Genomic DNA, 14,883 nt, shown 5'->3' on the forward strand with positions numbered 1-14,883 from the left:
TTATTTTTTCTCAACCATTTGTTTCAATAAGGTCACTTCTTGGTTACTTAACTCGCGGAAATCTCCAGAAGTTAAGCCATCCAAGTTTAAGAAACCATATGTTTCACGTTTTAATTTCTTAACCGGATGCTTTACGGCAAGAAACATCTTTTTAACTTGATGGTAGCGTCCTTCATGGATCGTTAAAGAGACCACAGCCGTATTTTTCTTAGTATCTGTCGAAAGAATTTTTGCTTTCGCAGCGGAACTGCGGTGTTTCTTGTCTAACGAGACCCCATGACGCAACCGTTCCAGGTCATGGCTGTCCGGAATTCCCTCAACTTTAGCAACATAGGTTTTATTGACATGGTAACTAGGGTGCATCAATTTATTGGCTAAGTCACCATCGTTAGTCATTAACACTAAACCAGAAGTATCATAATCTAACCGCCCGACAGGATAGATCCGTTGTGGCAGATCAGCGAAAAAATCTGTGACAACTTTACGGTTCTTATCATCCTTTGCGGCTGAGATCACACCACGCGGTTTATATAAAATAAAATAAACTTTAGCATTTTTTTGTGGAATTAAATGTCCATCGACTTCAACGGCATCTTCACCGTTAACTTTAACTCCTAATTCCGTGACTACCTTGCCATTGACCCTAACTCGGCCAGCCACGATCAATTTTTCACTGGCTCGCCTTGATGCTACTCCAGCATTAGCCATTACTTTTTGTAATCTATCTGTCATGCTTTTCATCCTTTTCTGTGCGATCTGCGTTTCCGACAGTCTTTTCAAATAATCCCATTAAATTTTCAACATTTAAATCAGTTTCAACTTGCTCATCGGTTTGAATTTCAGGCAAGTCAGCTAAACTTTTTAACCCAAAATAATTCAAAAATTCAGGGGTCGTTTGGTACAAAATCGGTCTGCCTGGCGCGGCTGAACGCCCCTGTTCAGTGATCAAGGAAAACGCACTGAGCTTTTGTAACATTCCACTTGATTGAACTCCCCGAATCTCATCGATTTCTGTCCGTGTGATGGGCTGCTTGTAAGCGATGATCGCCAAGGTCTCTAAGGCTTGCGCCGATAAAGCCGTCATCGTTGGCGACTCAAAATAATTTTTGACTAATGGTGCAAAAGCTTTCTTGGTGGTCAACTTATAAAAGTCGCCAGTTTGAACTAGTTGAAAACTACAGCTGGCATCAGTTACATATTTTTCTTGCAATTTTTTTAGCTGAGCTAAGACAGCTGGTTTCATTAACCCGCAAAGTTGGGAAAGGTCCGTGGCCGTAATTCCTTCATTACCGCTCACAAACAATAAGCTTTCAATTTTTGCTTGGTTTGATAACATTTTTATCACTACTTATCATTTTAATTTCGCCAAAGTTATCAACTTGTAAGACTGTCGCACTACCTTTTTTAACCAACTCAAGTAAGGCTAAAAAAGTTGTCACATACAGCTCAAGTTCAAAATCAGCGGTAAATAAATCAGCAAAAATGACCGGTTGTTGTGCACGTGATAAAAATTCATGCAGGCGAACCATTTCATCTTTAATGGAATATTTATCGTTGGTAATACTTCTCCGCAAAGGTGTCCGTTTTTGGCGCCGGACAAGGACTTTTTTAAAAGCCTGTTCCAATTGGCTAATGTTTAGCTCCGAAGTAGTCAGTTGCCCTAATTGTGCTTCACTAGGGATTAAAGCCTGCTCCCGTTCAAAATGCTGGGTCCGCTCTTCAAATTTACCCTGCAGCTGAGCAGCAGCTTGTTGGTATAATTGATGAGCTAAGAGCTGCTGCACCAATTGATCCCGGGGATCTTCTTCAAACTCGCCGACCTCATCATTTTCTTCATCAGCTGTCGTTGCTTGACTTGGAAGCAGCATGCGGCTTTTAATATTTAATAACATTGCTGCCGTAACAAAATACTCCCCAGCAAGATCTAACTCCATTTTCTTCATGTGATGGAGGTAATCAATATACTGCGAAGTAATCGTGGTCATTGGAATATCATAGATATCCATTTCATTTTTCTTGATCAAATGCAACAGTAAATCAAGCGGGCCTTCAAAATTAGCAATTTTAAAAGTCAGTTGAGTGCCTGTTTGCACGTTTGGCTGTTTCTTATCCATGATTCTTTTCCCACTGTGTGATCAATGGGCCAACCTCAAAACTGCCCATCATCTTATAGTCCGGGTACATTTGTGAAAGAGCCGTTAACATCGCAAAACTAACGCCTTCATCCCGATATTGTGGTGAAACTGCAATATGACGAACCAAAACAACTTCGTCACTAATTTCTGCTCCAATAATTCCACAAAAATCCCCGGACTCATTTTTCCACAAAAACAAACAGCGCTCATCTTCTGCTTCATACCAATCAATTTCTGTCGAAAGACGTGAAACATCCTTGAGATTAGCAATCAGCGATAATAAGCCCATTGCAATTTTTTTATAATCTTTTTTATATTTATAAAGCATTTGATTCCTCCGTGGCATTCTAAACGTTACTTGCCACAATACCATATTTAAAGTTTTAAAACAAATTTCAAAAAACCTAAATTTAGCTGCTTTCTAGCAACCAATCAACACTTAAGCCCGAGGATGAGTCTGCTCATAAATCGCACTTAGTCTCCGTTTGGACAAATGTGTGTAAATTTGGGTCGTCGAAATGTCCGCATGACCTAACAATTCTTGGACGATCCGAAGATCAGCACCATTTTCTAAAATATGCGTGGCAAATGAATGACGTAAGGTATGCGGCGTGATGTTCTTAGTGATTCCAGCTTTTTGCACTTGAATTTTCAGGTTTTTCCAAATTCCTTGCCGGGTTAATTGATTCCCATGAAAATTCAAGAATAAAAAATCGGACCGCTTTTGCTTCAACAGTTTTGGTCGTCCGTTTTCTAAATAACTATTGATCCAGTACACTGCTGTATCTCCGATTGGAATAATCCGTTCCTTTTGCCCTTTACCAATCGTTTTCAGCAATCCAACCGTGGTATGCAGATCCGCTAGCCGTAAATTAATGACTTCACTAACTCGTAAGCCAGTGGCATACATTAATTCCAAAATGGCTCGATCACGAATTCCCAACGCCGTACCGGTATTGGGTGTTTCTAATAAACGTTCAACTTCATTTCTGGATAGAACTTCTGGTAAATGGCGCTCTTTTTTGGGAGTATCGATCAACAACATGGGATCTGTTGTAATTTGATTTTCATGCAACAGGTACTGAAAAAAGCGTCGTAAACTCGTCACACTGCGGACAATTGAAGAATTAGCCTTTTTTAAGGCTGTTTCTTGGTGCAAATAATCCGTAATATCCGCTCGTTGGAGTTGGGCAAAACTCGTAAAATTGTGCTCCTTTAAATAAATAATAAACTGCTCGAGGTCATTTTTGTAACTAGCAACTGTGTTGTCCGAAAGTCCGCGTTCGACAGTTAGAAAATGTAAATAATCTTCAACAATGTCATTCATGCTAACCACTCTCCAGTAAGTTACTATTCTGACAATCTTGACATAAACCGAGAAATGTTAAGCGATGATCAGAGACTTGAAAATGGTACTGTCGTAACACGACCTTTTCAACGTCGCCTAATAAATCTTCATGAATTTCAACAGTTTTTCCGCACTGGGTACAGACCAAATGATGATGAAAATGTGCGGGATCCTCAGTTCTTAAATCATAGCGGGCTACACCGTCTTCAAAAGAAACACGGGTCAATAAATTCAGACTAGTTAAAATATCTAGTGTGCGATAAACTGTCGCCAAGCCAAATGCCGCAGAAACTCGTAATAATTCTACATAAATTTCTTCGGCTGATAAGTGTTCTTGGTGATGATCTAATAAGACTTTGACAATTGCGTGTCTTTGCGGCGTGAGTTTAAAGCCAGCCTCATGCATACAATTCTGAATATTGATCATTTTATTTTTTGTATCCACTGTGCTTTTGCCTTCTTTCACGACTAGTTAGTCATTTAAATAGATTTTACCATTTTCTTGTCGCACTGCCCCAGCTTTTAACAAATGGCCTAAGGCACGCTTAAATGAACCCTTGCTGATACCAAAATAATCCTTGATTTCTTCAGGACTGCTTTTATCTGAAAAAGCTAAACTGCCTGAGGAATGTTGCACTGCTGCCAAGATCATTTGTGCATCATCGCCAATCACTTCAAAGGCCCGTGGCTTCAAAGATAAGTTCAAACTGCCATCATCACGCACACCGATCACACGGGCATTAAGCACTTGACCTAAACGTGGTTCTTCGTTTCTTTCCGAAGGATGAATAAAGCCTAAGCAATAATCTTTGGTTAAAACTCTGGTCCCAATTTTTTTCAACCGGTAGGCCACACAAGTTACATTTTGATTTTTCATATCACCTTTAGCCCGTTGACTAACACCTTGGAACATTGTTTCTGTGGCTAAATCACCCCAGAGACGTCCCTTATTGTCAATTTTTAAACCGACCATCAGTTTGTCATCTTTCTTTGGCCAAAGTTCACGTTGTTCAGGCAGATCATCCAAAGAAACAACGATATCTTTGTTTGGTAAACCAATATCAACAAACACGCCTAAATCATGCTGCACGGAAACCACCGTACTCCAAGCATATTTGCCAAATCCAACTGCTGGTTCATTTTTAGTTAGCTGTAAATGATGATGTTCATTTTCATATGCAAATCCGGTGAGTTTACTCCCCATTTTAGGTAATTTATTTAGTTCTGCTTTAGCAGTTCTGAAAGTTTCACCTTCAATTTGCGAGTAAATATATTTTTCATTTTCATCAGTTACATCTGCAGTTACAATTCTGCCGAGTATTTCTTTTTTCATTGTTATTTTCTTCCCTTACTTAAAGCTTAATCCGAGTAATGTGACGATACAATATGCCATTCCGCTGGCAATGACTGGTCCGGCTGCGACACCACGTAAAAAAACTACCCCACAAATTGTTCCAAGCACCAATGCCAGCGTAACTTGCGGTGAAGCAGCTAACTGGTTGACACCATACCGGGATAAAACCGCCACTGCGATTCCACAGCCGATTGCGATCCAGCCGGCTGGTGATTTGAAGACGCTAATTAAATCACTGAACTTAATTTCACCTGTCGCAATGGGAACCAAAATGGCAATTGAAATAATCGTGACACCCCAATTGATCCCCTTACTTTGAATTGTTGGCAACCACTTTGTCGCAAATGGCAGTGCTTTGATCACCATCACTACCACAGCAGCAATGATCAAGGAAGAATTTTTCCCCAACAGTGCCACTACTAAAACCAACAACAAAAATAACCAACTTTCCATTCTATCCATCCTTACCTAAAAACTTCTCTTACACATTGTAACGGATTAACGTCCAAAAAGCTAATTGGACCCGTGTTAACTTTAGTTTTGCACACCAAACTGTTCGGCACCATTTGAAATTTAACTTTAACTCCATTAAAAAAGCAATCCGCAACATCAAAGTTTTGGATTGCTCAACAAACGCAAGGTTTGCTTAATTATTTTATTTCTTAAAGTGCATTGGATGCGCCATGGTAAACGATCCCACGACGTGAATCAACCGTTACAACTTCATTTTCGGCAACTAAGGTTGTTGCATCATGGGCTCCAACAACAACAGGAATACCCATTGAGATCCCAACGACAGCAGCGTGTGAAGTTAACCCGCCATTTTCAACGATCAATGCTGAAGCTTTTTCGATTGCTGGCAGATAGTCTTTATCTGTGCTCTTTGTAACGAGGACACAGCCTTCGTCTGCTTTTTCAATTGCTTCTTTAGCTGAAGTAGCAACGACTGTCTTACCAATAACAGTTTCATCACCGACACCTTGACCTTCAACGATCTTAGAACCGATCAACTGAATCTTCATAACGTTAGTTGTACCTTTTTCACCAACTGGAACACCAGCAGTGATCAAGATCAAGTCGCCTTCTTTAGCGAAGCCTTCTTCTTTGGCTTTTTCAGTTGCTAAAGCAAACATTTCATCAGTTGAAGCTGGTGTATCTGCTAGAACTGGTTGAACACCCCAGTTAACAGACAAACCACGGCGTGTCCGTTCGTCAAAAGTAACTGCCAAGATATTAGCATCTGGACGGTATTTTGAGATCAAACGTGCAGTGTGACCTGATTTAGTAGCGGCAACAATTGTCTTAATATTTAAGTTGTCAGCTGTTTCAGCCACAGAACGAGCAACTGCTTCAGTTACATCTGTTTTGTCAAAATCGTTGATTGAAAAGCTCTTGTGCTGACGCAACGTATTTTCTGCTTTAATATCGATTCGTGCCATTGTAGCAACAGATTCAACTGGGTAATCACCATTAGCTGATTCACCAGAAAGCATTGTTGCATCAGTCCCATCAAAGACCGCATTCGCAACATCAGAAGCTTCCGCACGAGTTGGGCGTGGGTTTTCCTGCATTGAATCAAGCATCTGTGTCGCTGTGATAACTGGTTTACCAGCAGCATTACACTTCTTGATCAAGCTCTTTTGTACCAATGGTACGTTTTCAACCGGAATTTCAACCCCCATGTCGCCACGAGCAATCATTAATCCGTCAGAAACTTTTAAAATTTCATCAAAGTTATCGATTCCTTCTTGAGATTCGATCTTAGGGAAGATCTGCACATGATCCATGTGTTTTTCTTCGATCAATTCACGAATATCTAAGACATCTTGTGGTTTACGAACAAAAGATGCAGCAATAAAGTTGATCTCATGGTCTAAACCAAAACGAATGTCAGAAGAATCTCTTTCGGTGATACCAGGCAAATTAATGGCAACACCAGGTGCATTCACACCTTTTCTCGAGCCTAAAACACCTTCATTAAGAACTTTACATACAAGTTCCTTATTTTCGTCATCTTTTTGTTCGATCTGCATATCAATCAAACCATCATCAAATAAAACATGACCGCCTTCATGAACATCATCGAATAATCCAGGATAAGTTACGGCAATTTTTTCATTCGTACCTTCGATAGTATCATCCATCGAGATCCGTACTTCGTCACCAATATTGAATGAAAGTTTGCCACCTTTTTGAACTGTTGTCCGGATCTCAGCACCTTTGGTATCGAGCATCCGGCCAACCATCTTACCAGTGACCTTTTCAGCTTCGTCAACTAACTTCATTCTGCCTAAATGTTCTTCATGGTCACCATGAGAAAAGTTAAAACGGAAAACATTAGCACCTGATTCGATCAATTTTACAATTGTATCTAGATCATTACTAGCTGGTCCAAGTGTACTTACGATCTTGGTCTTTTTCATTATGAGTTACCTCTCCTTTGGAAAATAAAGTAATGTAGAATCGCTTAAAAATAGTTAAAAACTCAAAAAAAATGAGTATAACACCTATGGTTAGCTAAAATCTAACGCGATCATTCAAATCTAACAATGAAAGATCGGCATAATGTTTGTGATTTTCAAGAGTATCAATGATTTCTGTCGCAATCAACTCATTGTTGTGCATTCCTAGAGCTAATCCGCCTTTGCCTTCTAACAGCAAACGCACAGCGTAGTCACCCAATTGGGTCGCAAAGACACGGTCTTTAGCAGTTGGCTGACCCCCGCGTTGAACGTGAGCTAAGGTTACGGCACGACTGTCAAAGTCACCGTACTTGTCTAATTCTTCTTTTAGTTTTTGAGCAGACATGACACCTTCGGCAATCACGATCAGACCGTGGTCTTTCCCGTTTTCACGGTTAGTCGTCAACTTCTTGGCAATTCCTTCAATATCATATTGACGTTCAGGAACAACAATTGCATCTGCACCCGTTGCGATCCCAGCCCATAAGGCAATATCGCCGGCACCGCGTCCCATAACTTCCACAATGAAAGTCCGTTGGTGGGAAGTTGCAGTGTCATTGATCTTGTCAATTGCATCAACAGCAACATTTACAGAAGAATCGAAGCCAATGGTAAAATCTGTCCCAGGAATATCGTTATCGATCGTACCGGGGATACCAATTGAATTAAAGCCGAGCTGTGTTAAACGTTCGGCACCATGATATGAACCATCGCCACCGATCACAACTAGTGCATCGATCCCAAATTTTTTCAGTTGTTCGATTCCTAGCAACTGATACTTTCTTTCAGCAAATTCAGGAAAACGAGCAGAGTATAAAATAGTCCCGCCGCGTTTGATGATCCCATCAAGACGATCAAGGTCTAACAGTTCAATGTTTCCCTCAACCAAACCCTTGTAACCATAGTTAATACCATATGCTTCCAAGCCAGCAGAGTTAGCAGAACGAGCAACCGCACGGATCGCAGCATTCATACCTTGGGAATCCCCACCACTTGTCAAAATGCCAATGCGCTTCATTATTTTCACCTCAAATAAGATTTCTGTGTACTACATTCTCCAATGTTCATATTATCACTTTTCACGTGCCGTGTCTTGTTTATTTCGGAAAAAAATGAAATTATTCACGTGATTTACATTCTTTTTCATTAATTTAAAACTACATTATTTTTACCTAATAGTTCAATAACCCCATTTTGTGCACGTGTATCAGCGCTTAACCATAGCTTTTGGCTTAAGAGTACCTTTCGGTCGGATGCAACATCGTAAATGATGACTGGAACTTCACCGTGAAAAGCAACTAAGATTTTTTTCAATTTTTGTTTATCTGTGAATGAAAAATCTGTCGGCAAGCGCAAAAAATAACGTTGATTGACGATATTAGTAGCACTTTTCACAGAATCAACCAACAATTGCAACCCACGACGTTCTTCCACTGTGCCGCTCACCAAGACTACCTCGCCTTCCCGCAACTGGTCTTCATACCGGCGGTATTGTTGCGGAAAAACGGTGAGATCTAACGTACCAGTTTCATCATCGGCAGTCACAAAAGCCATTTGTTCCCCTTTTTTAGTCCGAATGACTTTCACTTTTTTAAGATACACAATTGCCGTTAATTTTTGCTTAACGTGCATCTGAGCAACTTTAGTCGTGTGATAGATCGTTGCAGCTTGGGCAAATTTTTCCACCGGATGGCCGGATAAAAAAGCACCTAGATAGTAGTTTTCGCGTTCTAGCCGTTCGGTTTCAGATAACTCTGTAACCGACGCTTCATTTTTAGGCAGCAACATTTCAAATAATTCGACGTTATGTCCACTTAATTCCGCATTTTTCAGCATTTTAGGCAATTGGGCTAACAACTGGGCACGTGAGGGTTCTAATTCATCAAAAGCACCGCTATAAATTAGAGCTTCAATTGCGTCTTGTTTTAAAAACTCTGCTGGTAACCGCTGCAAAAAATTGCTAAAGCTGGTGTAGCGTCCTGCTTGACGACGTTGAGCTAAGATTTCCTGCACAAAATTATGCCGCACAGTCTTGATACAGCTCAACCCAAAATAAATTGCGTGATTTTTTAAAATAAAATAGGACTCACTCAGGTTAATATCTGGGGCATGCACGGTAATTTGACGTTCCTTAGCCTCCATTAAATAAGTTTTCAGTTTCTGCTCTGCACCCACCACAGAATTTAGGAGTGCGGCATAGAAGGCTGCTGGATAATGGCACTTGATATACGCTAATTGAAAAGCCATTTTTGAATAAGCGACCGCATGCGAACGGTTAAAACCATAGTCCCCAAAACGACTAATATAGTCATAGACTTTGGCTGCATTTTGTGCGCTATAACCTTTCGCTACCGCCCCAGTCACAAACTTCGTCTGCATTTCGGCAATCACGTCATGTTTCTTTTTACTCATAGCTCGACGCAATAAGTCCGCTTGACCTAAAGTAAAGCCACCCATGACTGAAGCCACTTGCATAACTTGTTCCTGGTAAACCATGATCCCGTAAGTTGGTGCGAGAATTTCTTTTAACGAAGGGTCCGGGTAAGTCACCCGACTTTGCCCATGCTTTCTGGCAATAAATTCATCGATATTCTTGATCGGACCTGGACGGTACAAGGCATTGACCGCCGCAATATCTTCAAACGATGTCGGTGATAGTTTGCGTAAAACATTGCGGATCCCATCTGACTCAAATTGAAAGACACCGTTTGTATCCGCAGCTTGAAACAACTTGATCGTTGCTTCATCCTCTAGATCGATCGTTTTAACATCTAGTGTTTGACCATAGCCAAACTTGATAAAACGTAAGGCATTTTCCAAGATCGTTAAATTCCGCAACCCTAGGAAATCCATTTTTAATAAGCCAACTTTTTCTACTTGGTCTTTCGCATATTGAGTCACTAACATGTCATCTGGTCCCAGCTGAACTGGGACAATATCAGTCAACTTTTGTTCACTTAAAATGACCCCTGCCGCGTGTAGCGAATAATGTCTGGGTAACCCTTCTAAGTTTTTCGTAGTTTGGAAGAGCATTTCATTTTTTTGACTGTCAGCAACTAAATTCCGCAATTTTTGTGATTGTTGATAAGCCTCTGTTAAACTAATATGCAACGCAGCAGGAATTGCTTTACTCCATTGATCCATCTCATATGTGGTTGCACCTAAGACTCGACCTACGTCACGCAAAGCCTGTTTGGCGGCTAAGGTCCCAAAAGTAATAATTTGTGACATTTTTTGATGGCCATACTTTTGGTGAACATATTGAATAACATCAGCCCGCTTTAAATCTGGGATATCTAAATCAATATCCGGCATTTGTGCCCGTTCTTCGTTTAAAAAACGTTCAAATAAAAGATTATATTTCAACGGATCAACGTCTGTGATCATCAAAGTATACGCCACCAAAGACCCAGCCGCCGAACCACGTCCAGGACCGATCATGATCTGATTTTGGTGGGCAAAATTGGTTACATCCCAAACAATTAAAAAGTAGTCATCAAAACCCATTCGGTCAATAACAGCTAGTTCATGGTCTAGCCGTTTCTGATAAGCGGTTAGATCCGTTAACCCATTTTCTTGAGCACGTTTTTTCAGGCCAGCAGCACATAATTGCTGCAAATACTGTGCGGAAGATAAACCCGCTGGAGTTTGAAAACGCGGCAGTAAAGTTGGGGGAAAGTCCAGCTGAATCGAGATTTGGTCAATGATCTGTCCGACATTTTGAAAGGCATCTTCTAGGCCGGATTGCCGATATTCTGCTTGGAATTCAGCCGGATCTTTCAAATAATCAGCACCATCGCGACGCTGCATTAATTCTTCATTCGTCAATTTCTTTCCTAAACGGATCGCATTTAAAGCGACAGCCTCAAAATTCTGGTTAGGATACAGATATCGAACGGGCTTAGCCGCTACGACCTGCAAGTGAAACTGTTGTGCTAAATGACGTAAGTTGATCACCATTTGGTCAGACATTACCGGACTCAATCCCAGGTACAAGGCGCCTGTCGGCGTGATTTGACTAAGTTGCTGAAGCCATTTTTCTGCAGTTCGCAGATCACCTTCAGTTAAAGCTGTTAGCAAGAAATTATTTTGCGCCGGTGTGATCACGATCAAATCTGTTAAAAATGGGGCAATTTCTGCCAAAGTTAGCCGGTCTCCTGTCGGTTCAGTCGAACTCTTCGTCATTTTTAAACTAGAAAGCTGGATCAAATTTTGATAACCTGCCTTATTTTTAGCTAAAAAGACTAGCTCATTTTTATCACCATCTTGCCGCGTATTTTCTAATTGTAAAGTTAAACCTAGTAATGGCTTAAGCTGGTACTTTTGACAAGCTTGATAAAAGTCCAAGATGCCATACATAGTATTGATATCTGTTAATCCGATCGCCTGATAGCCAAGTTCATGCGCCTTTTTAACCAACTCTTCAATTTTAAGCGGACTTTGCAGTAAACTATAACAACTAATAACTTGCAATGGACTAAACATGCTGACACCTTCTTTTACGATAGTATTGATAAGTTAATTATACTCAAAATTTCGATGGGCTTCAAAACAATTCCCTACTTGACAGTTAACTTCTTTTACGCAATTTTTCACACATTTTCCCACCAAAAGAATGTTTATTTAGTTCATTTTGTGCTAAACTACTAGTTAATGAGAGGTGAATAATATTGGTAAAACAGCTTATGTTACTCTTCTGGAGTGCAATTTACGGTCTAGTCTTAGGCTACATTGTGTCTGCTTTAACTAGCTCTGCTTTTAATGTTACTACAAGTGTGATCGTCTCAATGATCGGCGGTTTTGTAGTCATTAACTTAGTTGCACCAATGATCAAAATTCAAAGAAAATCTGACGATTAATCAAAAAGACGCTGCTCAAATTATTAGCAACGTCTTTTTTTGTGCTCTTTTAGTTTTGAGCAGTTGTTTGAAAGCTCAAAGCATGATTTTCATCTAAGGTAATTTCTACTGTGGAATGTGGTAAGATCTTTCCACCAATGATTTGTTTAGCCAGTGGTGTTTCAACTTGGTCTGTAATGAACCGTTGTAATGGACGTGCACCATAGGCAGGTTCATAACCATTTTTAGCGAGCCATTCCTTAGCTGCGCCATTGATCGTTAAAGTGATCTCTTGGTCAGCTAAACGGTCGGACAATAAGCCGATAAACTTGTCAACGATTTGTTCGATGGCTGTTAGGTTCAACGGAGTAAACATGATAATATCATCGATTCGGTTTAAGAATTCGGGCTTAAAATGACTCTGAGCCAGCTTCATCACCGCATCATGGGTGCTCGTTGAAATTTGACCATCGTCTGTCACTTGATCTAATAAAAGATCTGAACCAAGGTTTGACGTCATGATCAAAATCGTATTTTTAAAATCAACTGTCCGACCCTGACTATCAGTTAACCGACCGTCATCTAAGACCTGCAGCAAAATATTGAAAACGTCTGGGTGAGCTTTTTCAACTTCATCTAACAAAATAATGGAGTACGGATTACGGCGAACAGCTTCGGTCAGCTGACCACCTTCTTCATAACCTACATACCCTGGTGCCGCACCAACTAAACGACTGACAGAGATCTTATCCATATATTCACTCATGTCCAACCGAACCATGTGCTTGTCTGAATCAAACAAGTTTTCCGCCAAGGCTTTTGCCAGTTCGGTCTTACCAACACCAGTCGGCCCAAGAAACATAAATGAACCAAGCGGTTTAGATGGATCTTGCAGTCCGGCTCGTGAACGTAAAACAGCATCTGAAACAGCTGTCACTGCTTCATCTTGTCCAATGACACGCTGATGCAAACTATCGGCTAAATGCAACAGTTTTTGCCGTTCCCCTTCAACTAGCTTAGCGACTGGAATCCCTGTTGCTCGACTAACGACCGCAGCAATTTCATTTTCAGTCACCGATTCTTCAACTAACCAGTCGTCTGGACGATCACTTTGTTCTAAATCAGCCAATTCTTTAGCTAACCGTGGTAAAGTTCCATGTTGTAATTTTGCAGCTTTTTCCAAGTCATATTGGCTTTCAGCTTCTTCTAATTGATGCTTAGCCTGGTCAATTTCCGCTTTTTTATCACTGACCCGCTTGATATCTTCTTTTTCGCTTTCCCAGCGCATTTTCAGTTGATTATCTTTTTCATGCTCATTCGCTAACTGTTCTTGCACATCCGCGAGACGTTTTTGTGAAGCTTCGTCAGTTTCCTTTTTTAGAGCAGCTTCTTCAATTTCTAAGCGCATCACTGCGCGATTGACTTGGTCTAGTTCAGTTGGAACAGAATTCATTTCAACTCTGATTTCAGCACAGGCTTCGTCGACCAAATCGATTGCCTTGTCTGGTAAAAAGCGGTCGGTGATGTAACGGTCAGACAACGTTGCTGCCGCCACTAAGGCATTGTCATGAATTCTAACGCCGTGATGGATCTCGTAGCGTTCACGCAAGCCTCGCAGAATTGCGATCGTATCCTCAACCGTTGGCTCCTGGACTAAAACTTTTTGGAAACGTCGTTCTAAGGCCTTATCTTTTTCTAGGTTTTCTCGGTATTCGTCTAAAGTTGTCGCACCGATCAAATGCAGTTCACCACGAGCTAACATTGGCTTTAAAATATTGCCGGCATCCATGCTGCCTTCAGTTTTTCCTGCGCCAACGATCGTATGGATCTCATCGATAAATAAGATGATTTGGCCTTCGCTTTTTTTAACTTCTTTTAAAACTGATTTGAGTCGTTCTTCGAATTCACCCCGATATTTAGCACCAGCGATCAATGAACCCATATCCAAAGAAAAAATCGTCTTATTTCTCAAATTTGCAGGAACATCGTTTTTTACGATCCTTTGGGCTAAGCCCTCGATGATCGCTGTTTTACCTACCCCTGGTTCACCAATTAAAACTGGGTTGTTTTTGGTTTTACGTGATAAGATCCGAATTACATCTCGAACTTCCTCATCCCGGCCGATAATGGGATCTTGCTTACCCGAACGAGCTTCTGCCACCAGATCAGTCCCATATTTTTCTAAGGCCTTATATTGTGCTTCTTGATCTTTTGATGTCACGTGTTCTCCTCCTCGTAAATCGGTGATCACCGTTTGTAGTTTTTGAGCAGTGAGCCCATTTTTTTGTAAATATTCTGTCAGTGGCTGGTACTTGAGCTGCATAAGTGCAAGGACGATCGTGTCTAAGGCGATGTATTCATCCCCCAGTTGTTGTTTTAACTGGTCCGCCTTTTGTAAAAGCTGCACTAAATTTTGACTCATGGATTGTCCGTAGGCAACATTACCGGAAACAACTGCGATTTGATCAAGCTCCTGATCAATTTTCTTTTCAAAAGCGGCAACATCAACACCAGCTTTTTGATACAGATCCGCTGCAAATTCACCGGGCTGGATCAAAAACTTGAACAAATGCGGAATGTCAATTTCTTGGTGTTGTCGGGTCATTGCGATTTGTTGCGCTTGCCCGATGGCTTCTTGGACTGCATTAGTTAAACTATCATTATTCATGTTTTTTATCCTTTCCATCTTCAAAATAGCTGAATTAATTTTAATTGTAATTATTTTTGTCAGTAATTTAATTTACTG

General features: G+C 40.7%; 13 protein-coding genes. 1 reads left to right on the forward strand and 12 read right to left on the reverse strand.

The window, feature by feature from the left end:
* The 11 genes from LPAF129_RS00680 to dnaE all read right to left on the reverse strand — a co-directional run bounded on the left by LPAF129_RS00680 (position 1) and on the right by dnaE (position 11,784).
* Positions 1 to 732 (reverse strand): pseudouridine synthase, encoded by a 732-nt coding sequence (locus tag LPAF129_RS00680; RefSeq protein WP_244054011.1) that lies wholly within the window; start codon positions 730 to 732, stop codon positions 1 to 3.
* Positions 722 to 1,336, reverse strand: a complete 615-nt coding sequence (gene scpB, locus LPAF129_RS00685; RefSeq protein ID WP_244054014.1) for an SMC-Scp complex subunit ScpB — start codon at positions 1,334 to 1,336, stop codon at positions 722 to 724. Before scpB ends, LPAF129_RS00680 begins: the two co-directional genes overlap by 11 nt.
* Positions 1,311 to 2,114 carry a segregation and condensation protein A gene (locus tag LPAF129_RS00690; RefSeq protein WP_244054017.1) on the reverse strand — a complete coding sequence of 268 codons (804 nt, stop codon included), beginning with the start codon at positions 2,112 to 2,114 and terminating at the stop codon, positions 1,311 to 1,313. Before LPAF129_RS00690 ends, scpB begins: the two co-directional genes overlap by 26 nt.
* Positions 2,107 to 2,463 carry a GNAT family N-acetyltransferase gene (locus LPAF129_RS00695; protein WP_244054019.1) on the reverse strand — a complete coding sequence of 119 codons (357 nt, stop codon included), beginning with the start codon at positions 2,461 to 2,463 and terminating at the stop codon, positions 2,107 to 2,109. Before LPAF129_RS00695 ends, LPAF129_RS00690 begins: the two co-directional genes overlap by 8 nt.
* Positions 2,464 to 2,574: 111 nt before the next feature.
* Positions 2,575 to 3,462 (reverse strand): site-specific tyrosine recombinase XerD, encoded by an 888-nt coding sequence (gene xerD / locus LPAF129_RS00700; RefSeq protein WP_244054022.1) that lies wholly within the window; start codon positions 3,460 to 3,462, stop codon positions 2,575 to 2,577.
* A gap of 1 nt (position 3,463) precedes the next feature.
* Positions 3,464 to 3,928, reverse strand: coding sequence for a Fur family transcriptional regulator (locus LPAF129_RS00705; protein WP_373875018.1), 465 nt, complete (start codon positions 3,926 to 3,928; stop codon positions 3,464 to 3,466).
* Between the two features lie 27 nt (positions 3,929 to 3,955).
* Complete coding sequence (locus tag LPAF129_RS00710) at positions 3,956 to 4,816, reverse strand: CvfB family protein (protein WP_244054024.1); 861 nt, start codon at positions 4,814 to 4,816, stop codon at positions 3,956 to 3,958.
* A gap of 15 nt (positions 4,817 to 4,831) precedes the next feature.
* Positions 4,832 to 5,290 carry a DUF441 domain-containing protein gene (locus LPAF129_RS00715; RefSeq protein WP_244054026.1) on the reverse strand — a complete coding sequence of 153 codons (459 nt, stop codon included), beginning with the start codon at positions 5,288 to 5,290 and terminating at the stop codon, positions 4,832 to 4,834.
* Between the two features lie 209 nt (positions 5,291 to 5,499).
* The gene (gene pyk / locus LPAF129_RS00720) at positions 5,500 to 7,260 is read right to left on the reverse strand and encodes a pyruvate kinase (protein ID WP_244054028.1); all 1,761 of its coding nucleotides are present in this window, start codon (positions 7,258 to 7,260) and stop codon (positions 5,500 to 5,502) included.
* A 94-nt stretch (positions 7,261 to 7,354) separates the two neighbouring features.
* A complete protein-coding gene (pfkA, locus tag LPAF129_RS00725; protein WP_244054030.1) occupies positions 7,355 to 8,317 on the reverse strand; it encodes a 6-phosphofructokinase in 963 nt (320 codons plus the stop codon).
* Between the two features lie 128 nt (positions 8,318 to 8,445).
* Positions 8,446 to 11,784 carry a DNA polymerase III subunit alpha gene (dnaE, locus tag LPAF129_RS00730; protein WP_244054032.1) on the reverse strand — a complete coding sequence of 1,113 codons (3,339 nt, stop codon included), beginning with the start codon at positions 11,782 to 11,784 and terminating at the stop codon, positions 8,446 to 8,448.
* A 185-nt stretch (positions 11,785 to 11,969) separates the two neighbouring features.
* Here dnaE and LPAF129_RS00735 point away from each other — a divergent pair, with 185 nt between their 5' ends.
* Positions 11,970 to 12,158 (forward strand): YjzD family protein, encoded by a 189-nt coding sequence (locus LPAF129_RS00735; protein ID WP_244054034.1) that lies wholly within the window; start codon positions 11,970 to 11,972, stop codon positions 12,156 to 12,158.
* 49 nt (positions 12,159 to 12,207) lie between these two features.
* Here the strand turns inward: LPAF129_RS00735 and clpB are convergent, their stop codons facing one another.
* Entirely contained in the window at positions 12,208 to 14,805 is a 2,598-nt protein-coding gene (gene clpB / locus LPAF129_RS00740; RefSeq protein ID WP_244054035.1) for an ATP-dependent chaperone ClpB, read from the reverse strand.
* Positions 14,806 to 14,883: the final 78 nt, after the last annotated feature.

The sequence above is a fragment of the Ligilactobacillus pabuli genome (assembly GCF_022836475.1).
In the GTDB taxonomy this organism is placed as follows: Bacteria; Bacillota; Bacilli; order Lactobacillales; family Lactobacillaceae; genus Ligilactobacillus; species Ligilactobacillus pabuli.

Bases quoted from the DNA above. Each gene is read 5' to 3' on its own strand.
- LPAF129_RS00680 (WP_244054011.1), bottom strand. From the start codon at position 732: ATGACAGATAGATTACAAAAAGTAATGGCTAATGCTGGAGTAGCATCA.
- scpB (WP_244054014.1), bottom strand. From the start codon at position 1,336: ATGTTATCAAACCAAGCAAAAATTGAAAGCTTATTGTTTGTGAGCGGT.
- LPAF129_RS00690 (WP_244054017.1), bottom strand. From the start codon at position 2,114: ATGGATAAGAAACAGCCAAACGTGCAAACAGGCACTCAACTGACTTTT.
- LPAF129_RS00695 (WP_244054019.1), bottom strand. From the start codon at position 2,463: ATGCTTTATAAATATAAAAAAGATTATAAAAAAATTGCAATGGGCTTA.
- xerD (WP_244054022.1), bottom strand. From the start codon at position 3,462: ATGAATGACATTGTTGAAGATTATTTACATTTTCTAACTGTCGAACGC.
- LPAF129_RS00710 (WP_244054024.1), bottom strand. From the start codon at position 4,816: ATGAAAAAAGAAATACTCGGCAGAATTGTAACTGCAGATGTAACTGAT.
- LPAF129_RS00715 (WP_244054026.1), bottom strand. From the start codon at position 5,290: ATGGAAAGTTGGTTATTTTTGTTGTTGGTTTTAGTAGTGGCACTGTTG.
- pyk (WP_244054028.1), bottom strand. From the start codon at position 7,260: ATGAAAAAGACCAAGATCGTAAGTACACTTGGACCAGCTAGTAATGAT.
- pfkA (WP_244054030.1), bottom strand. From the start codon at position 8,317: ATGAAGCGCATTGGCATTTTGACAAGTGGTGGGGATTCCCAAGGTATG.
- dnaE (WP_244054032.1), bottom strand. From the start codon at position 11,784: ATGTTTAGTCCATTGCAAGTTATTAGTTGTTATAGTTTACTGCAAAGT.
- clpB (WP_244054035.1), bottom strand. From the start codon at position 14,805: ATGAATAATGATAGTTTAACTAATGCAGTCCAAGAAGCCATCGGGCAA.